This is a genomic window from Lentzea sp. JNUCC 0626 (genome assembly GCF_043632865.1).
Taxonomy (GTDB): Bacteria; Actinomycetota; Actinomycetes; order Mycobacteriales; family Pseudonocardiaceae; genus Lentzea.
On sequence record NZ_CP171635.1, the window covers coordinates 9,192,830 to 9,210,631 of the forward strand.

A 17,802-nucleotide genomic window follows, 5' to 3' on the forward strand; every position below is an offset into this window, starting at 1 on the left:
GAAGTCTGGCGGAGGGCGAAGCCGGCGCGCCATGAGTGCTTCTACTCAGAGCACGATCGGGCGCGCGCCGTGTGCTGTCACCAGGCCGGGGAGGCGTTCACGGCTCGTGACGACGACTCGGCACCGTGGCGTGCCCGGCAGCAGAGGCACGACCTGGGCGGTGTTGGCGCAGTTGTCGAGGACGATCAGCATTTGGCGGTCGGCCAGCAACGTGCGGTAGAGCGCTGTCTGCGCGTGTGGTTCCGGTGGGATGTCGTTGGCGCCCAAGGCCGTGATGAACTCCCGCACGACGTCGGCCGGGTCGGAGTCGCCGAGGTCCACGAACAGTTGGCCGTCGGGGTAGTCGGCGGCGTGCAGGTGTGCCCAGTGCAGCGCCAGCCGCGTCTTGCCCATCCCGGACGGGCCGGTGATCGTCACGATCGGGCCGTCCGCGTCGAGGGCCGCCAGCGCGGCCGTCATGCCGGTGAAGTCCTGCGGGGCGGCGGGGAGTTGGCGTGGATTCCACTGAGGACGCAACGAAGCGTGCAGGTCGCGCAACGCGGGGCCGGGGTCGAGGCCCAGTTCGTCGGCCAGGCGGTCGCGCAGGCGTGAGTAGTAGGCGAGTGCATCGGTGCGTTGGCCGGCACCGATCAGGGCGCGCATCAGTTGCGCTGCGAGCCGTTCGTCCAGCGGACGAAGAGACGCGCGTGCGGTGAGTTCGGCGACGAGCGCGGCGTTCGAACCGGACGCCAGGCGTGCGTCGGTGTGGTCCAGTTCGGCTGCCGTCAGCTCGCCGGCGAACGCCTCACGCAACGAGTCGAACCACGTGCCGTGCAGCCCGAAGAACGGTTGGCCGCGCACGAGCGACAAGGCCTCATCGGGCCGTCCGAGCGCTACGAGAGAGCGGAACCGGTGCAGGTCGATGGACGCCGGATCGGCTTCCAGCACGTAACCACCGGAGCGGCGCACGATCGGCACATCGAGCACGGCCCGCAACCGCGACACGTAGCTGTAGAGCGCGGCCTTCGCCTGTCGTGGCGGCGTGTCGCCCCACACCCGTGCCAGCAGCTTGTCGACGCCGACGACCTGGTTGACGTCCACCAGCAGCACGGCCAGCACGCTCAACTGGCGTGCGTGTCCCACGTCGACCACGCCCGCGTCGGAACGGACCTCCGGTGCGCCCAGGAGGAAGAACTTCACCGGTCCAGGAACAGCAGCGTGATCAGCAACGCCAGCAGCGCGAGGTCCACGACGACGCCGGTGGGCTTCGAGTCGTACCGCAGCCGCGTCACGGTGGCGCCGACCATCAGCAGCCCGAGCCCGACCGTGGCCGCGTGCGCGACCCACTCCCAGCTGACCAGGCCGACCACCAGTCCGGCCGCGCCCGCCCACTCCAGCGCGCCGATGGTGCGCCACAGTGCCGGATTCATCCGGAAGTGGTCGCGGGCCTCGAGTGACGCCTTCGCGCCGAACAGCTTGCCCGCGCCTGTCGCCACGAACAGCACGGCCAGCAAGATCGACAACGCGATGGTCAACGTCATCGGGCGAGCATACGGTTTGCGCCTCCGGTTACTCTGTAACTCACAGGCACCGATCCGGCCATCACCGGGGAGCCTCCGGAAGAACGGGCGCGAGCCTCAGTAGAACCGGACGGGACCGGCCCGTCACAGCCGAAGAACGAGAGGCTCGCCCTCAAAGCGAGCAAGCGGGGTGGTACCGCGGCCGCCGAGCCACATCGGCGTGTCGTCCTCGCGTGTCCAGCGTGACGCGAGGAGCAGTGGAGATGGCCTACCCCAGGGCCGGACAGAACGAGGTCCCGGCGCAGCCGTCCTTTCCGAACCTTGAGCAGGACGTGCTCGGGTACTGGAAGGACGACGAGACCTTCCAGGCGAGCATCGACCGCAACCCGGCCGGTGAGCACGGCGAGAACGAGTTCGTCTTCTACGACGGCCCGCCGTTCGCGAACGGCCTGCCGCACTACGGGCACCTGCTGACCGGCTACGTCAAGGACGTGGTGCCGCGCTACCAGACGATGCGCGGCAAGCACGTCGAGCGCCGGTTCGGCTGGGACACGCACGGCATGCCCGCCGAGTACGAGGCGGAGAAGCAGCTCGGCATCACGCAGAAGCACGAGATCGACGAGCTCGGCATCGAGAAGTTCAACGAGGCGTGCCGCACGTCCGTGTTGCAGTACACGGACCAGTGGCGCGACTACGTGACGCGTCAGGCTCGTTGGGTCGACTTCGACAACGACTACAAGACGCTCGACCTCGACTACATGGAAAGCGTCATGTGGGCGTTCAAGGCCTTGTGGGACAAGGGCTTGATCTACGAGGGCTTCCGGGTGCTCTGGTACTGCTGGCGCTGCCAGACGCCGCTGTCCAACACCGAGACCAAGATGGACGACGCCTACCGCGACCGGCAGGACCCGGCCGTCACGGTGGCGCTGCGCCTCGAGTCCGGCGAGAAGGCGCTGGTCTGGACGACCACGCCGTGGACGCTGCCGAGCAACCTGGCCGCGGCCGTGCACCCGGACGTCGACTACGTGACCGTGGTGGACTCCGAGGGCGAGAAGTACCTCCTCGCCGAGGCGCGCGTGCCGGCGTACGCGCGTGAACTGGGCGAGGAGCCCGAGGTCGTCGCCCGCTACAAGGGGTCGGACCTGGTCGGCAAGAAGTACCTGCCGCCGTTCGACTTCTTCGTGGGCCGCGAGAACGCGCACCAGATCCTCACGGCCGACTACGTCACCACCGACGACGGCACGGGCATCGTCCACATCGCACCGGCGTTCGGTGAGGACGACAAGGTCGTGACGGACGCGGCGGGCATCGAGGTCGTCGTGCCGGTCGGGCCGGACGGCAAGTTCACCGCGGAGGTCGCGCCGTACCAGGGCGTGCACGTCTTCGAGGCGAACAAGCTGATCATCCGCGACCTCAAGGACGCGGGCCTGCTGCTGCGCCACGAGACCTACGACCACCCGTACCCGCACTGCTGGCGCTGCCAGAACCCGCTGATCCAGCGCGCGCTGTCGGCGTGGTTCGTCGCGGTCACGCAGTTCAAGGACCGGATGGTCGAGCTCAACCAGCAGATCAACTGGGTGCCCGGCCACATCAAGGACGGCCAGTTCGGCAAGTGGCTCGAGAACGCGCGCGACTGGAACATCTCGCGCAACCGGTACTGGGGCTCGCCGCTGCCCGTGTGGACCTCGGACAACCCCGAGTTCCCGCGCACGGACGTGTACGGGTCGCTGGACGAGCTGGAGCGCGACTTCGGCGTGCGCCCGGACAACCTGCACCGGCCGTTCATCGACGACCTGACGCGGCCGAACCCGGACGACCCGTCCGGCCAGTCGACCATGCGCCGGATCCCGGACGTGCTCGACTGCTGGTTCGAGTCGGGCTCGATGTCGTTCGCGCAGGTGCACTACCCGTTCGAGAACGCCCAGTGGTTCGAGGAGCACTACCCCGGAAACTTCATCGTCGAGTACAACGGGCAGACGCGTGGCTGGTTCTACACGCTGCACGTGCTCGCGACGGCGTTGTTCGACCGGCCCGCGTTCCGCGACTGCGTGGCGCACGGGATCGTGCTCGGTGACGACGGCCAGAAGATGTCCAAGTCGCTGAAGAACTACCCGGACGTCAACGAGGTCTTCGACCGCGACGGCTCGGACGCCATGCGCTGGTTCCTCATGGCGTCGCCGATCCTGCGCGGTGGCGACCTCGTGGTGACCGAGCGCGGCATCCGCGACGCGGTGCGCCAGGCGGTGCTGCCGCTGTGGAACTCCTGGTACTTCCTGGCGTTGTACTCCAACGCCGCCGGGAAGGAGGGCACGTGGCGCGTCGACTCGAAGAACGTGCTCGACCGGTACGCGCTCGCGAAGACGCACGACCTGGTCCGCGACGTTCAGGCGGCGATGGACGTCTACGACATCTCCGGTTCGTGCCAGCTGGTGCGCGAGTACCTGGAGGTGCTGACGAACTGGTACGTGCGCCGGTCGCGGCAGCGGTTCTGGGACGGTGACCAGGACGCGATCGACACCCTGCACACCGTGCTGGAGGTCGTCACGCGCGTGGCGGCGCCGTTGCTGCCTTACACGACCGAGGTCGTGTGGCGCGGGCTGACCGGTGGTCGTTCGGTGCACCTGACGGACTTCCCGTCGGTGTCCGACGTGCCCGCCGACGACGCTCTCGTGGCGGCGATGGACGAGGTCCGCGACGTGTGCTCGACGGCGTTGTCGTTGCGCAAGGGCAACAAGCTGCGCGTGCGGCTTCCGTTGGCACGCCTCACGGTCGCGTCGCCGGTGGCCGGGTCGCTGGAGGACTTCGCCGAGATCGTGCGCGACGAGGTCAACGTCAAGGAGGTGTCGCTGTCCACCGATGTCGACACCTACGGGCAGTTCCAGCTGGTCGTGAACGCGCGGGCGGCCGGGCCGCGGCTCGGGCCGAACGTGCAGAAGGTCATCAAGGCCGTCAAGGCCGGCGACTGGTCCGAAGTGGACGGTCGAGTGGTGGCCGCCGGCATCGAGCTGTTCGAGGGTGAGTACGAACAGCGTCTGGTGGCAACGGATCCCGCCGCCACGGCCGCGCTGCCGGGTGGTGCCGGTGTCGTCGTGCTCGACACGGCGGTGACGGCGGAGCTCGAGGCCGAGGGGCTCGCGCGCGACCTGATCCGCGTGGTGCAGCAGGCCCGCAAGGACGCCCAGCTCGACGTGTCCGACCGGATCACGCTGACGCTGGAGCTGCCGGACGCGGTGCGCGCCGCGGTGGAGCCGCACCTGGCGTTCGTGCAGTCGGAGACGCTGACGTCGTCGGTGGTGTTCGGAGAGGGCACTGCCGAGGGCTCGGTCGGCGACGGCGTGAAGGTGAGGGTCGGCGTCAGCAAGGCGTGACCGAAATGTGAGACCTGGTCCTTAACGTCGCCGTTGCCTGAGAGGGGGCAACGGTGAAGGTCAGAGGACTTGTGTTGAGCACGGCGTTCCTGGCGGCGTGTGTGGTGGGTTCGCCCGCCGCGCACGCCGCCGCTGCGTGTGAGTGGGTCACTTCGGATCTACCGCTACCGGCCGGGAGCAACTTCTACGGGGTGTACGCCGCGTCGGACAACGGTGAATGGGTGCTCGGCGACGGGTGGAACACGTCGTTGGGGAGCGGGACATTCTTCTGGCACAACGGCGCGCAGGCCAACGGGTTCATCCGGGACGCGGGACCGAGCAGCGACGTCAACAACTCCGGCGTCATGATGATCAACGGCGACGACGCCGCCTACCGGGTCGCGAACGGCGTGCGGGAGCGGCTGGAACCGCATCCCGGCAGCTCTTACCGGTCGTGGGGCCAGCGCATCAACAACGAGGGTGACGTCGCGGGCCTGTCCGGTTACATGAGCCTTCACGGGCCGCTCCTGGTGTGGCCGGCCGGGTCGTCGACGCCGCGCGAGCTGCCCAACACCCGCAACGGGTTGGTGCGTTTCGTGAAGGGCATCGACGACGACGGGAACGTGGTCGCGATGGAGAACGGGCCGCTGAGCCAGCGGTTCAGCCACGTCTGGGACCGCGACGGGAACCAGACGAGGCTGGAGACGCTGCCGGGGGACTACTCGGCGGAGGTGGAGTCCATCCGCAACGGCCGGATCTTCGGCAGGTCGGTGCCCCAGGACTGGCAGCAGCCCAGCACCGTGGTCGAGTGGGGCCTGGACGGCAAGATCGTCCGCACGCTCCCCGGGCTGTACAACGTCGAGGACTCGAACGCGTCCGGGCACGTGCTCGCCCAGGTTCCCTCCTCCGGCAGCCAGGCCGAGTACGCGGTGTGGCGGGGGCCGGGCGAGCTCGACACCCCGCCCGGCCTGACGGGACAGCGGCTGGCGGACAACGGTGACGTCACCGGCACCCTGTACGACGAGAACAGCAGCACGCCGCGTTACGCACGCTGCGGCTGACTGTTCGAGTTCAAAAATTGTCGGACCCCCTCGCTACGGTCGAACCAGGCCAAACGAGCAAGGGGGATTGCGATGGTCGTTTCTGGGGGATGGCGCGTCTTCGCGGGCGCTCTGGTCCTGGCGGCAGGGCTGGTGGCACCCGCCACCGGCGTTGCCGCCGCCGACCCGGTCGCGTGCACCACGTGGACCGAGTCCACGCTGCCGGTACCCGACGGGGTGGGGTCGAGCGGGGTCGTGGCTGCGGCGGGGTCTTACGTCGTCGGCACCGGCTCGTACCGCTGGGTGGCGGGTTCGGCCGTGCTGATCTGGAAGGACCGGCAGCTCGTCGATCACCTGTCGTTCTTCCGCCACACCGCCTACGCCACCGACGTGAACTCGTCGGGCGTGGTGGCCCTGTCGGGCTCCACCACCTTTCCGGCCGCTTCCCGTTGGCAGGCGGGCGTTTACACGACGTTGAACGGCTGGCAGGGCGAGTACGACGTGCGGACGATCGACGTGAACGAGCGCGGCGACGTCCTGGGCGTGTCCAACGGCAAGCCCGTGGTGTGGCCCGCGGGGTCCGGTCAGGCGCGGCTGGTGCCGGGCACCGACGCGTCGTGGTCGGCGACCGCGCTGGCGGACGACGGCGCGGTGCTGGCCGGTTCTGCCTCGGGGGTGTACTGGCTGAGCGAATCCGGTGCCGTGCAACTGGAGGGCGGAACGGACGTCTCCGTGACGGCCGCGCGTGGCCAGTACGCGGTGGGACGTCTGGGGCAGGAGGTCGTGCGCTGGGACCGTCAGGGCCAGGTGGTGCGCGGCTTCGAACAGGCCGTGGAGGTCTTAGGCGTGAACGCGCACGGTCAGCTGTTGGGCGAGGTCGACAACGGCACGACCGAGGGCTCACCCGCGTTCTGGGCCGGCGTGGGGTATCCGGAGCGGGTGAACACCGACGCCCGGGTCGCGGTCATCGCCGATGACGGAGCCTTGTACGGCGCCAAGCTGCTCGACCCGTGGAACGCCTACCCGGTCGCTCTCGACTGCGCGAACGGTGCGCGATGAGGACAACTGCGTGACGGTCGCCGTCTTCGGACGGCGGCTCCTCTCGCGTGACTGGACTGTGAGGCGAGATCCCTGGCGTCGTTGTCGACGACGGCAGCGCAGGCGGAAGCCGCGTGTGCGTGGGTGACGGAGGAACTGCCGTTGCCGAGCCGGGACGAGTTCTACTTCTTCGACGTGAAGGGCGGATCGGACAACGGCGAGTGGGTGCTCGGCGACGGGTACGACCTCGCGACCGGTGCCGGCAGCGTGATCTTGGCCTGGCGCAACGGTGTTCTCCAGCCGGAGCGCTACGGCGGCTACTCGATCAGCGACGTCAACAACTCCGGCGTCCTGCCGGCGGTGAGCGGGGCGACGCGTACCGGGTCACGAACGGCGTGCGCGTGCTGACCGAGCTCGACTTCGCGCGCGACGCGAACGCGTCCGGCCAGGTGCTGCCCGAGTTCTCGTTCGGAGCGGTGCTGGCAGACAACGGCGACGTCTACGGCACGCGGGACGCTCCGGGCAACAACATCACGCCGCTTCACGCACGTTGTGGCTGACGTTTCGGGGTGAACAGGCGCCGCACCTGGCGCACGTACCACGACCAGCGGGCCGGGGACTTCGGTTCCCGCCCCGTCGCGCGAACGCAGGCGTCGAACAGGTCCTCGATGCACGCGTCGTGCAGCCACCTGATCGCCACGGCCCAGCGCACGCGATCCACGAGGCCGAAGTGGCCGATCAGCTCGTGCCGCAGGACGTTCCCCGACGCCGACAGCGTGTGCGTGCCCGAGAGCCTGGTGAACTCGAAGGTGATCGACTCGCCGGGCGTGAACGATGTGCAGCGGTACCGGATCGGCCCGTGCCCGCCGTCGGCGCCGACGCCCAAAGGCCTGTCGAACTCCTGCTTTCCCCAGGCGGGCGGCCAGAGTTCCTGGACGCGGTCTACGAACGGACCCGCGGGCACGCCGAGGTCGCGGGTGTGGACGTTCCTGATCATGAGAGCCCCTTCCATACGCTGCCGTATGTTCCTGGAACGTACGGTAGCGTATGGAAGCGTGGTGCGGCGGAATCGTGACGACTGGACTGAGATAGCGCTGAGAGCGTTGGCCGAGGGCGGTGTCAGCGCGGTCGCGATCGAACCGCTGGCGGCGCGTACCGGTGCCACGAAAGGCAGTGTGTACCACCACTTCCCGAACCGCGACGCGTTGCTCCAGGCGACGGTCGAGCGGTGGGAGCGGGAGCACACCGAGAAGGTCATCGAACTCGTGGAGTCCGAACGGACGCCGGAGGACAAGCTCCGCACGCTCTTCGCCACGGTGCTCGACCGCGGCCGCAAGGGGTCGGTCGAGATGGCGTTGCAGGCGGCCGCCCAGCACGAGGTGATCGCGCCGGTTCTCCAGCGCGTCACGGAGAAGCGGGTGACCTACCTGGCCGAGTTGTTCCGGGAGCTCGGATTCGGCAAGGCCCAGGCGAGGAAGCGCGCGTTGATCGCGTTCAGCCTCTACCTGGGCCAGGCGCAGCTCTGGACGAGCATGCCCGGCCTCGCCGAATCCGTGCTCGACGAGGCCGTGCGCGTGCTCACCGCGAAGTGATCAAGCTGCGGAAGTGATCAGGCCGCCGTCGCCCAGAGGGCCGACGCGATCACGTCCGCGTTGCGGTCGAGCGCCGTCGCGTTGACGTTCGACGTGGTGTCGCAGGAGCGGTGGTAGCAGCGGTCGAACGCCTGGCCCGCCGTGCCGCCCCACTTCGAGGCCTGCGCCGAGGTCTTGATGCCCTCGGCACCGGTGAACGTGCCGCCGGTCGGGATGCCCGCGCGGGCGAACGCCGCGTGGTCGGAACGGCCGCCGACGTTCGTCAGCTCGGTCTGCACCCCCAGGGCGGTGAAGCCCGCCTGCAGCCGCTGCGTCAGCGCCGCCGAACCGGTGGGCTGGCCGGAGGAGCTGTAGACGAAGTAACCGGGGTTGGGCGAGCCGGTCATGTCGAAGTTCAGGTACGCCTTGATCCTCGACTTCTCGGTCGACGACAGGGAGTTCACGTAGTACGTCGAGCCGACGAGGCCGAGTTCCTCCGCGCCCCACCAGCCGAACCGCAGGTGCTTGGTCGGCTGGAAACCGGTGGCCTTCACCTGAAGCGCGATCTCCAGGATCGACGCCGAGCCGGTGCCGTTGTCGTTGATGCCGGGGCCCGCCGAGACGCTGTCGAGGTGGCCGCCGACCATCACGACGTTGTTCGGGTCACCGCCGGGGTAGTCGGCGATCAGGTTGTAGCCCGTCGAGCCGTTTGAGGTGAACGACTGGACGCGCGTGGTGTAACCGGCCGCGTCGAGCTTGCTCTTCACCCAGTTGATCGAGGCCAGGTACCCCGGTCGTCCGTGGGCGCGGTTGCCGCCGTTGGAGTTGGCAATGGACTGGAACTGGTTCAGGTGAGCTTGTACGTTCGCGACGTTGATGTTCGGCGCCGCCAGTGCCGCAGGTGCCGCTGCTTGCGCTGAGGTAACTCCGGTCACCATCAAGGCGGCCGCCAGCGCGATCAGGATCCTCATGGTTCAACTCCGTGCAGGGTTAGGGATTGAGCCACTGATCAACATGCTCCGCCGTGCATGGGCCCGGTAGGGGCGATCGGCGGGAGTTGTTAACTCGTCTGATTCGTCGGAATCGAGGGTGATCAACCAGAATGGTCCAGGTGGGTGACGTAACGGCGGTCCTGGGCATCGGTGCGGCCGTACTGCTGATCTCCGTGATCGCGGTGCGCGTGTCGACGCGGCTCGGGCTGCCCTCACTCCTGCTCTACCTCGGCATCGGCGTGCTGCTCGGCGAGTCGGTCTTCGGCATCAAGTTCGACGACGCCGACCTCACCCAGTCCCTCGGCATCGCGGCCCTCGTGCTGATCCTGACCGAGGGCGGCATCACGACCCGGTGGAACGCCGTCAAGTCGTCGCTGTGGCTGGGCGTCGCACTGTCCACAGTGGCCGTTGTGGTCAGCGTCGCCGTGACGGGCACGGCGTTGCACTACCTGCTGGGCCTCGACTGGCGGATGGCGTTGCTGTGGGGCGCGGTGCTGTCGTCCACCGACGCGGCCGCCGTGTTCAGCGTCCTGCGCTCGTTGGGGGTCGGGGCGCGGCTGACCGGTGCGCTCGAACTCGAGTCCGGTCTCAACGACGCGCCCGTCTACATCGCCGTGGTGCTGCTGGCGTCGTCGGACCAGATCTCCTGGACCGCGCCGTTGCTGGTGATCTACGAACTGGGCGCGGGCGCGCTCATCGGCGTGGCGCTGGGGTTCCTCGGCGGTGCGGGGCTGAGACGCGCGGCGCTGCCGTCGACCGGTCTGTACCCGCTCGCCACGGTGGCGGTGTGCGTGATGGCCTACACGGCCGGCGATCTCGTGCACGCGTCCGGCTTCCTCGCCACCTACGTCGCCGCGCTGGTCCTCGGCAACGCCCGCCTGCCGCACCGCGCCGACACCCTCTCGTTCGCCGAAGGCCTCGGCTGGCTCGCCCAGATCGGTCTCTTCGTGCTCCTCGGCCTCTACGCCTCGCCGTCGCGGCTGCTCGACGTGCTGTTCCCCGCGCTGATCGCGGGTGTGGTGCTGACGTTCGTGGCCCGGCCGCTGTCGATCGCGCTCGCCTCCTTGCCGTTCAAGGTGCCGTGGCGGGAACAGGCGTTCCTCTCCTGGTCGGGGCTGCGCGGCGCGGTGCCGATCGTGTTCGCGCTGATCCCGTTGATCCAAGGGGTCGAGGGCGCGCGGCAACTCGTCGACGTGGTGTTCCTGCTGGTCATCGTGCTGACGATCGTGCAGGGCACGACGCTGCCGTTCCTCGCGCGACGCCTCGGGCTGGTCAAGGCGGGGGAGGCGCTGGAGGTGCAGGTCGACTCGTCGCCGCTCGACGAACTCGGCGCCGAACTGCTCCAGGTGCACATCCAGCGCGGCTCGAAGCTGCACGGCGTCTACATGTCCGAGCTGCGGCTGCCGAGCGGCGCCACGGTCAGCCTCGTGGTGCGCTCGGGGAAGAGTTTCACGCCACAACCGACGACCCGGCTGCAGACCGAGGACCAGTTGCTGATCGTCACCACCGAGGAGACCCGCGACGCCGCTGAGCGGCGCATACGTGCCGTCGACCGGGCAGGTCGCTACGCCAGGTGGAAGGGCGAGACCGGCGATTAGTCGGTCTCCGAGGCTTCTCACGATGTGATCGGGGTGTCGACGCGGCGGTCACCCTCCGCTAACGTCGTTGGCAGGTCATGAGAGCCAGCGTCAAGCCCAAGCTTGCTGGCCGGCAACCCTCCAACCGCGGTGGGGTGCCCTTGGTGAGGACCTGGTCCGGCGCGTAGGGCGCCGGTCAAGCGCGGGCCTCCAGCTGAAGGCCCCTGGCCTCGGAGGCAGCTCGATGACGCTCGCGATCACCCCCAGCACCACCACGGCGGTTCCGGCTGTTGTCGGCGCTGACCTGCGCGTTCCGCTGGTCACCGGAGAGCGCGTCACCTACGCCAACCTCGACCACGCGGCGTCCGCGCCCTGTCTTCAGGAAGTGCGCGACGCCGTCGACGAGCTGCTGCCCTGGTACGCCAGCGTGCACCGCGGTGCCGGGTTCGCCTCGCAGGTCTCGACCCGCGTCTACGAGCAGGCCCGCGACCGCATCCGCCGCTTCGTCGGCGCGCGTTCGTCCGACACCGTCGTCTTCACCCGCAACACCACGGACTCGCTGAACCTGTTGGCGCGCAGCGTTCCCAAGAACACCGCCGTCGTCCTGTTCGACAGCGAGCACCACGCGGCGCTGCTGCCGTGGAGGGGTCCGAACGTTCAGCGGATCCCCGCCCCGTCTTCGTCCGGTGCCGCAGTTGTCGCACTGGACCGGGCGTTGGCCGCCGCCCCGGTCGGCCCACGACTCGTGATCGTCACCGGGGCGTCCAACGTCACGGGAGAGCTGTGGCCGGTCGCCGAGTTCGCGAAGGTCGCCCGCCGCCACGGCGCGCGCATCGCGCTCGACGCCGCCCAGCTCGCCCCGCACCGCCCGATCGACGCGGTCGAGCTGGGCGTCGACTACATCGCGTTCTCCGGGCACAAGATCTACGCGCCGTTCGGCGCCGGTGTGCTGGTCGGCCGCGCGGACTGGCTCCAGCAGGCCCAGCCGTACCTGGTCGGCGGCGGTGCTACGACGAAGGTCACCGACCACGGTGACCGCCTCGGCGTGGCCTGGTCCGCGGTGCCCGAGCGGCACGAGGCCGGCAGCCCGAACGTCGTCGGCGTGCACGCCCTGGCCGCCGCCTGCGAGATCCTGTCGCGGCACTGGGAGCAGACGATCGCGCACGAGCAGGAGCTGCTGGTTCGCCTGCGCGAGGGCCTGCGCACGATCCCCGGCTTCCGCGAGCTGAAGATCCTCACCGACGTCGACAAGGTCGGTGTCGTGAGCTTCACGGTCTCCGGCTTCGACGCCGGTTTCCTCGCCGCCGCGCTGTCCGCCGAGTACGGCATCGGCGTGCGCGACGGCGCGTTCTGCGCGCACGTCATCGTGGGCCGCCTGGTCAAGCAGGTCGGATCGCACGAGCAGCGCGCCGTGCGGGCGTCGATCGGCCTCGGCACCACGGCCGAGCACGTCGATCGTCTCGTGGCGGCGCTGCGCACTCTCGTCACCGAAGGTCCGAAGTGGACCTACACCCAGCAGGACGGCCGCTGGGTGCCCGAGGACGACGGCCGAACCCTGCCGCCGTTCCTCGCGTAGTCCCTGTAGTGGACAATGACCTGGTGAGTGACGAGTCCAAGGCCGCGGAGAAGCCCTCCGGGAAGGCCGCTGACAAACCTGCCGAAGAGCAGGTCAGCGAGCCTGAGACGGTCGCGACTCCGGTGGTCGGGGCACCTGACGCCGAGAAGGAGCCCGCGCAGTCCCCGACGAAGGACGACGAGGACGAGGGTTTCTCGTTCACGGGCTCGCTGCCGGAGCTGAAGACGAAGGTCCTCGCGCTCCTGGCGGCCGTCGTGCTGGCCCTGGACGTGCTCACGAAGGTCGTGTCCGTGGCGTTCCTGGAGGACGCGGACCCGATCCAGCTGTTCGGCGGCGTGCTGTACCTGACGTTCGTGCGCAACCCCGGTGCCGCGTTCGGCATGGGCGAGGGCATGACGTGGGTGCTGGCGCTGATCGCGATGGGTGTCGCCGGGTTCATCTACTGGATCTCGCGCAACCTCCGCTCCCAGGGCTGGGCCGTCGGCCTCGGCCTGGTGCTCGGCGGTGCCGTCGGCAACCTCGCCGACCGCCTCTTCCGCGAGCCCGGCCCGATGCGCGGCCACGTTGTGGACTTCCTCTCGCTGTTCGATCCGTACGGCCGTGTGTGGCCCGTGTTCAACGTCGCCGACATGGCGATCGTGGGTGGCGGTGCGACGATCATCGTGCTCGCGCTGCTGCGGCACGACTACGACGGCACCGTGCACAAGGACGACCCCGAGCCGGTCGCCGTCGTCGAGCAGCCGCAGGACGACCTCCAGGAAACGAAGTAACGACCCGGCGCCGTGAGGCGTCCCTGAGCAAGTGAAAGTCGAGGCCCCCCGCGTGAGCGGATACCGAACGCTGCCGATTCCCGACGGTCTGGACGGCATGCGCGTCGACGCCGGCCTCGCGAAGCTGCTCGGCCTGTCCCGCACCGCCGTCGCGGCCATCGCCGACGCCGACGACGTGCGGGTCGACGGCCGGGTCGTGGGCAAGTCCGACCGGCTCACCGCCGGGGCGATGCTGGAGATCACGCTGCCCGCGCCGCCGCAGCCGATCACCGTCCAGGCGATCCCGGTCGAGGGCATGGTGATCATCCACGAGGACGAGGACATCATCGTCATCGACAAGCCCGTCGGTGTCGCCGTGCACCCGTCGCCCGGCTGGACCGGCCCGACCGTCGTGGGCGGGCTCGCCGCCTCCGGCCACCGCGTCGCCACGTCCGGTGCCGCCGAACGCCAGGGCGTCGTGCACCGGCTCGACGTCGGCACGACCGGTGTGATGGTGGTCGCGAAGTCCGAATCCGCTTACTCGGCTTTGAAGCACGCCTTCAAAGAGCGGACCGTCGAGAAGGTCTACCACGCGATCGTGCAGGGCCACCCGGACCCGATCAAGGGCACCATCGACGCGCCGATCGACCGTCACCCTAAGCACGACTACAAGTTCGCGGTGATGAACTCCGGCAAGCCGTCCGTCACGCACTACGAGGTGATGGAGGCGTTCCGCGCCGCCTCTCTCGTCGAGGTGCACCTGGAAACCGGCCGCACGCACCAGATCCGCGTGCACTTCTCCGCGCTGCACCACCCGTGCGTGGGCGACCTGACGTACGGCGCCGACCCGACGTTGGCCAAGCGTCTGGGCGTGACGCGGCAGTGGCTGCACGCGCACCAGCTCGGGTTCCACCACCCCGGCACCGGCGAGTGGGTCATGTACACGTCCGCCTACCCGGAAGACCTCGCCACGGCGCTGGAGAAGCTGCGCGAAGAAGGCTGATTGCGTCTGGGTAAATCACCGGTTGACGACATTGCACTTGATGTTAATCGGTGTGCTCAATAGCGTTTTGGGCATGCACCTGACCATTCTCGCGGCCTCGGGCCGCACCGGTTCCGCCCTCACCCGCCAGGCCCTCGACCGCGGCCACACCGTCACCGCGATCGCCCGCGACGTCGCCCGCATCGCCCTCGACCACCCGAACCTCCGGAAGGTCGCGGGCGACGCGAGCGGACCGCTGACCCTCGACCCCGGCACGGTCGTCCTGTCCGGCCTCGGCACCGACCGCCCCGGCGTGCTGGCCGAGGGCGCTCGGGCCGTCATCGCCGCAGGTCCGCGCCGGATCATCTGGCTAGGTGCGTACGGCACGGGCGCCTCGGCGCAGGCGGCGGGGGAGGGTGCGGCCGTGCTCTGGAAGTTCTTCGGCGACCGCATCCCGGACAAGGTCGCGGCCGACGACGCCGTCCTCGCCGCCGGTGGCACCGTCTTCCACGCGGGCGTCCTCACCGACGAACCCTTCCAGCCCGGCCGCACGGTCGGCCTCGACGAGGCACCGCCGTTCGATCTCGGCGCGAAGATCAGCCGCGAAACCGTGGCCGCCGCGATGCTCGACGAGGCCGAACACCCGCGCTTCCCGGGCGCTATCGCGTTGCCGCTAGCACCTCGGTGACGGTCGCCCGCACCTGCTCGCGCAACCACGCGTGGGCGAGGTCGGAGTCGTAGCGCTGATGCCAGTTGCAGTTGATCGGTGCCTCCGGTGACTCGACCGGCAACGGCCGCGTGACCAGCCCGAACGCCTCGACCAGCGGTCGGCACGAGTGCGCCGTCGTGGTGACCAGCGCGTCACCGGCCGCCGCGATCTGCAACGCCGAGTGCACCGTCGCCACGGTAGCGATCACCTTGCGCCGCAACCCTTCCCGTTCCAGCACCGCGTCGATCGGCGCAGTGAACCGCCCCCGCCGTGACACCAACACGTGCGGATAGGCCGCATACGCGCGCAGATCCAGTTCGTCGCACGGATGCCCACGCCGCATCACGACGGCAAGCGGATCGGTCCCGAGCGTCTCCGACCGGAACTCCGGCAGGTCCGGCGCCCCACCGCCGAGTTCGAGATCCACCCGCCCGTGCCGCAGGTCGTCGGTGTCGCCGGAGTGCTCGGCCAGCACCCGCAACCGCACGCCGGGCGCCCGTTTCGCGATCCGCCCGACCAGCACGGGCACCACCGACGACGCGAGAGCGTCGTGACACCGCACCGTGAACGTCCGCTCCAACCCGTCCAACTCCAGCTCACGGCTGGGCGCCAGCACCGCGTTGGCCTCCCGCACCAGCCGCCGCACCTCCTCGGCGATCCCGAGGGCGTACGGCGTGGGGGTCATCGTGTGGCCGGTCCGCACGAGGATGTCGTCGCCGGTGACCTTCCGGATCCGCCCGAGCGTGCGGCTGACCGCGGGCGACGACAGGTGCAGCCGTTCCGCCGCCCCCATCACGCTGCCCTCCTCGAGGAGGGCGTCCAGCACGACCAGCAGGTTCAGATCCGCTTGCATAGCTGACCATCTTGGAGGACCCGATGTCCGCAACCACCACCGCGCCCGCCACGCACCTCGCCGCCACCACCGCTGCGGTCCGGCGCGCGGGAACGCGGATGCTGAAGCGCTACTCGACGGAGTCCCGCACCTCGTCACTGGCCGAGATCATCGCCGCCGTCGAAGCCAACGACGCGGCCGTCGCCGACCTGCTCAAGCCCGAACTGGCGGCGATCAACCCCGAAGCCCGCTGGCTCGACGACGAACACGGCTCCGGCCCCCTCCCCGACGGCGAGTGGTGGCTGATCGACCCGGTCGGCGGCAACATGAACGCCGTCCACGGCATGACCGACTGGAACATCGGCGTCAGCCTGGTCCGCGACGGCCGCCCGGTGCTCGCCGTCCTCTACTTCCCGCTGTTCGACGAGATGTTCACCGCCGCGGAAGGCGGTGGGGCGTTCCTCAACGGCGTTCGCATCAAGGTCTCCGACAAGACCGAGCTGAACGGTGCCCTGGTCGGCACCGGCCAGGCCCAGCCCGGCCAAGGCCCGGAGATGGCCGACCGAGTGGGTGCCTCCTACGCGCAGATGGCCAAGCACGCCCTGTACGTGCGCATCTCCGTCCCGGTCACCCACCAGCTCGCACAGGTGGCGGCGGGACGCATGGACGCGCACTGGCAGTACGACAACGTGCGCGCGCACGCCTCAGGTGTGTTGTTGGTGCAGGAAGCAGGCGGCACGGTCACGGACCTCGAAGGCAAGCCGTGGGACCTGACCACCCGCGAGTACCTGGCGGCCGCACCCGGCGTGCACGCCCAGGCGCTGGAACTGCTCCAGGCCCTGTCCTGCAAGTCCGTCGGGCGGCAGTAGCGGCCGAGGGACCCGGAGGCGGCACCGCCACGACGCCCGAATACCTCCGGTATGAGGGCATCGCGGCGGCACCGCCTCCGGCTCGCTCACCCGCGCCTGCCACCTGACAGACTTGCAGGACAGGGCCTAGTCCTCGACCGTCCACACGAGGGTGTTGAGGTCGACCTCGGGCCGCACGCTCCACCGAACCTGGATGATCTCGGTCGCGTCCGGCAGCACGAACACGCTGTGCCCGCCCGCGGTCTCGCCGGGCTGCACGCCGAGCTTGTGCGCCGGCCGCGACGACAGCGACACGGGCGCCTTCGTCACGGTCTCGCCGGTCTTCGTCACCAGCACCAGGTACATGTCCGGCAGCGAGGTGTAGGCGACCTGCGAGGTGTTCGTCACCTCGGTGTGCACGACCACAGCGCGTTCGCCCTCGGCGAGCTTGTAGCCGGCGGCGGTGAAGAGGAAGTCGGCCGGGTCCACGACCTCGACCAGCTGGATCGACAGGCGGGCGCCCTCGAGGCTGTCCGCCTCCAGCGCCGAGCCGATCTTGCCGGTCCGCGACACGACGGGCTTGGGCTGCGGCTGGTCCGCGCGCACCCAGCCCGCGGACTGGGGCGGACCCCACGTCTGCTGCGGCTGCGGCTGGGCGGGGAACGGCTGGCTGATCGGCCCCTGCGGACCGTACTGCTGCTGCTGTACCGGGTGCGGCCCGCTCTGGTGCACGGCGTACGGGCCGGACGGCGGCGGACCCATGTAATTGCCGTACGCGGCGGCGTTCGCCAACGCCCTGCGCAGGCCGTTCGGGTCGCACTCCACGCCCACCAGCAACGGCAGTCCGCTGCCCGAAAGGGTGATCAGGCGCATGGCGGCTTCGCGCGGGTCCATGCCCAGGCGCTGGGCGATCTCGTGCACGGCGGCGCGGCCCGACTCGGCGAGAACAGCGAGCAGGCGAGCGTCTACGGGATCGGGGGCCACCACGAAAAGAACGCTACCCGCCGCTCTGGATCACCGTGCCACCGCGTACCCGATCGAG

Annotated in this window: 18 protein-coding genes and 1 riboswitch; of the genes, 12 read left to right on the forward strand and 6 right to left on the reverse strand. The window is 69.5% G+C overall.

The window, feature by feature from the left end; genetic code table 11:
- Window positions 1-45: 45 nt before the first annotated feature.
- Both JNUCC0626_RS43160 and JNUCC0626_RS43165 read right to left on the reverse strand, forming a co-directional pair.
- On the reverse strand, window positions 46-1,179 hold the full coding sequence (locus JNUCC0626_RS43160; protein ID WP_394616396.1) for an AfsR/SARP family transcriptional regulator: 1,134 nt from the start codon (window positions 1,177-1,179) through the stop codon (window positions 46-48).
- Complete coding sequence (locus JNUCC0626_RS43165; protein ID WP_394616397.1) at window positions 1,176-1,520, reverse strand: DoxX family protein; 345 nt, start codon at window positions 1,518-1,520, stop codon at window positions 1,176-1,178. Before JNUCC0626_RS43165 ends, JNUCC0626_RS43160 begins: the two co-directional genes overlap by 4 nt.
- Window positions 1,521-1,762: 242 nt before the next feature.
- Here JNUCC0626_RS43165 and ileS point away from each other — a divergent pair, with 242 nt between their 5' ends.
- The 5 genes from ileS (at window position 1,763) to JNUCC0626_RS43190 (ending at window position 7,484) form a co-directional block, all read left to right on the forward strand.
- Complete coding sequence (gene ileS, locus JNUCC0626_RS43170; RefSeq protein ID WP_394616398.1) at window positions 1,763-4,867, forward strand: isoleucine--tRNA ligase; 3,105 nt, start codon at window positions 1,763-1,765, stop codon at window positions 4,865-4,867.
- A gap of 74 nt (window positions 4,868-4,941) precedes the next feature.
- Window positions 4,942-5,907, forward strand: a complete 966-nt coding sequence (locus tag JNUCC0626_RS43175; protein WP_394616399.1) for a hypothetical protein — start codon at window positions 4,942-4,944, stop codon at window positions 5,905-5,907.
- A gap of 72 nt (window positions 5,908-5,979) precedes the next feature.
- Window positions 5,980-6,945 (forward strand): hypothetical protein, encoded by a 966-nt coding sequence (locus tag JNUCC0626_RS43180; protein ID WP_394616400.1) that lies wholly within the window; start codon window positions 5,980-5,982, stop codon window positions 6,943-6,945.
- An 81-nt stretch (window positions 6,946-7,026) separates the two neighbouring features.
- On the forward strand, window positions 7,027-7,332 hold the full coding sequence (locus tag JNUCC0626_RS43185; RefSeq protein ID WP_394616401.1) for a hypothetical protein: 306 nt from the start codon (window positions 7,027-7,029) through the stop codon (window positions 7,330-7,332).
- Entirely contained in the window at window positions 7,320-7,484 is a 165-nt protein-coding gene (locus JNUCC0626_RS43190; protein ID WP_394616402.1) for a hypothetical protein, read from the forward strand. Before JNUCC0626_RS43185 ends, JNUCC0626_RS43190 begins: the two co-directional genes overlap by 13 nt.
- Here JNUCC0626_RS43190 and JNUCC0626_RS43195 read toward each other — a convergent pair.
- On the reverse strand, window positions 7,466-7,921 hold the full coding sequence (locus tag JNUCC0626_RS43195; RefSeq protein WP_394616403.1) for an SRPBCC family protein: 456 nt from the start codon (window positions 7,919-7,921) through the stop codon (window positions 7,466-7,468). The genes JNUCC0626_RS43190 and JNUCC0626_RS43195 overlap by 19 nt on opposite strands.
- Before the next feature lie 61 nt (window positions 7,922-7,982).
- On the opposite strand from JNUCC0626_RS43195, the gene JNUCC0626_RS43200 reads away from it, so the two are divergent.
- Entirely contained in the window at window positions 7,983-8,516 is a 534-nt protein-coding gene (locus tag JNUCC0626_RS43200; RefSeq protein ID WP_394616404.1) for a TetR/AcrR family transcriptional regulator, read from the forward strand.
- A 17-nt stretch (window positions 8,517-8,533) separates the two neighbouring features.
- Here the strand turns inward: JNUCC0626_RS43200 and JNUCC0626_RS43205 are convergent, their stop codons facing one another.
- The gene (locus JNUCC0626_RS43205; protein WP_394616405.1) at window positions 8,534-9,466 is read right to left on the reverse strand and encodes a M28 family metallopeptidase; all 933 of its coding nucleotides are present in this window, start codon (window positions 9,464-9,466) and stop codon (window positions 8,534-8,536) included.
- 140 nt (window positions 9,467-9,606) lie between these two features.
- On the opposite strand from JNUCC0626_RS43205, the gene JNUCC0626_RS43210 reads away from it, so the two are divergent.
- From JNUCC0626_RS43210 to JNUCC0626_RS43230, 5 genes are all read left to right on the forward strand, one after another.
- Window positions 9,607-11,085 (forward strand): potassium/proton antiporter, encoded by a 1,479-nt coding sequence (locus tag JNUCC0626_RS43210; RefSeq protein ID WP_394616406.1) that lies wholly within the window; start codon window positions 9,607-9,609, stop codon window positions 11,083-11,085.
- Window positions 11,086-11,158: 73 nt separating this feature from the next.
- A riboswitch (SAM riboswitch) is annotated at window positions 11,159-11,273 on the forward strand.
- A 35-nt stretch (window positions 11,274-11,308) separates the two neighbouring features.
- On the forward strand, window positions 11,309-12,640 hold the full coding sequence (locus tag JNUCC0626_RS43215; RefSeq protein WP_394616407.1) for an aminotransferase class V-fold PLP-dependent enzyme: 1,332 nt from the start codon (window positions 11,309-11,311) through the stop codon (window positions 12,638-12,640).
- A 23-nt stretch (window positions 12,641-12,663) separates the two neighbouring features.
- The gene (lspA, locus tag JNUCC0626_RS43220; RefSeq protein ID WP_394616408.1) at window positions 12,664-13,410 is read left to right on the forward strand and encodes a signal peptidase II; all 747 of its coding nucleotides are present in this window, start codon (window positions 12,664-12,666) and stop codon (window positions 13,408-13,410) included.
- A 97-nt stretch (window positions 13,411-13,507) separates the two neighbouring features.
- Entirely contained in the window at window positions 13,508-14,392 is an 885-nt protein-coding gene (locus tag JNUCC0626_RS43225; RefSeq protein ID WP_394622229.1) for an RluA family pseudouridine synthase, read from the forward strand.
- 73 nt (window positions 14,393-14,465) lie between these two features.
- Window positions 14,466-15,059 (forward strand): NAD(P)-dependent oxidoreductase, encoded by a 594-nt coding sequence (locus tag JNUCC0626_RS43230; RefSeq protein ID WP_394616409.1) that lies wholly within the window; start codon window positions 14,466-14,468, stop codon window positions 15,057-15,059.
- Here JNUCC0626_RS43230 and JNUCC0626_RS43235 read toward each other — a convergent pair.
- On the reverse strand, window positions 15,031-15,933 hold the full coding sequence (locus JNUCC0626_RS43235; RefSeq protein ID WP_394616410.1) for a LysR family transcriptional regulator: 903 nt from the start codon (window positions 15,931-15,933) through the stop codon (window positions 15,031-15,033). The genes JNUCC0626_RS43230 and JNUCC0626_RS43235 overlap by 29 nt on opposite strands.
- 23 nt (window positions 15,934-15,956) lie before the next feature.
- On the opposite strand from JNUCC0626_RS43235, the gene JNUCC0626_RS43240 reads away from it, so the two are divergent.
- A complete protein-coding gene (locus JNUCC0626_RS43240; RefSeq protein ID WP_394616411.1) occupies window positions 15,957-16,781 on the forward strand; it encodes an inositol monophosphatase family protein in 825 nt (274 codons plus the stop codon).
- 126 nt (window positions 16,782-16,907) lie between these two features.
- On the opposite strand, the gene JNUCC0626_RS43245 is transcribed toward JNUCC0626_RS43240, so the two are convergent.
- Window positions 16,908-17,747 carry an AsnC family protein gene (locus JNUCC0626_RS43245; protein WP_394616412.1) on the reverse strand — a complete coding sequence of 280 codons (840 nt, stop codon included), beginning with the start codon at window positions 17,745-17,747 and terminating at the stop codon, window positions 16,908-16,910.
- Window positions 17,748-17,802 lie beyond the last annotated feature (55 nt).

Coding starts and splice junctions, on each gene's coding strand:
- JNUCC0626_RS43165 (WP_394616397.1), bottom strand. CDS start 1,520: ATGACGTTGACCATCGCGTTGTCGATCTTGCTGGCCGTGCTGTTCGTG.
- ileS (WP_394616398.1), top strand. CDS start 1,763: ATGGCCTACCCCAGGGCCGGACAGAACGAGGTCCCGGCGCAGCCGTCC.
- JNUCC0626_RS43180 (WP_394616400.1), top strand. CDS start 5,980: ATGGTCGTTTCTGGGGGATGGCGCGTCTTCGCGGGCGCTCTGGTCCTG.
- JNUCC0626_RS43195 (WP_394616403.1), bottom strand. CDS start 7,921: ATGATCAGGAACGTCCACACCCGCGACCTCGGCGTGCCCGCGGGTCCG.
- JNUCC0626_RS43205 (WP_394616405.1), bottom strand. CDS start 9,466: ATGAGGATCCTGATCGCGCTGGCGGCCGCCTTGATGGTGACCGGAGTT.
- JNUCC0626_RS43215 (WP_394616407.1), top strand. CDS start 11,309: ATGACGCTCGCGATCACCCCCAGCACCACCACGGCGGTTCCGGCTGTT.
- JNUCC0626_RS43225 (WP_394622229.1), top strand. CDS start 13,508: ATGCGCGTCGACGCCGGCCTCGCGAAGCTGCTCGGCCTGTCCCGCACC.
- JNUCC0626_RS43230 (WP_394616409.1), top strand. CDS start 14,466: ATGCACCTGACCATTCTCGCGGCCTCGGGCCGCACCGGTTCCGCCCTC.
- JNUCC0626_RS43235 (WP_394616410.1), bottom strand. CDS start 15,933: ATGCAAGCGGATCTGAACCTGCTGGTCGTGCTGGACGCCCTCCTCGAG.
- JNUCC0626_RS43240 (WP_394616411.1), top strand. CDS start 15,957: ATGTCCGCAACCACCACCGCGCCCGCCACGCACCTCGCCGCCACCACC.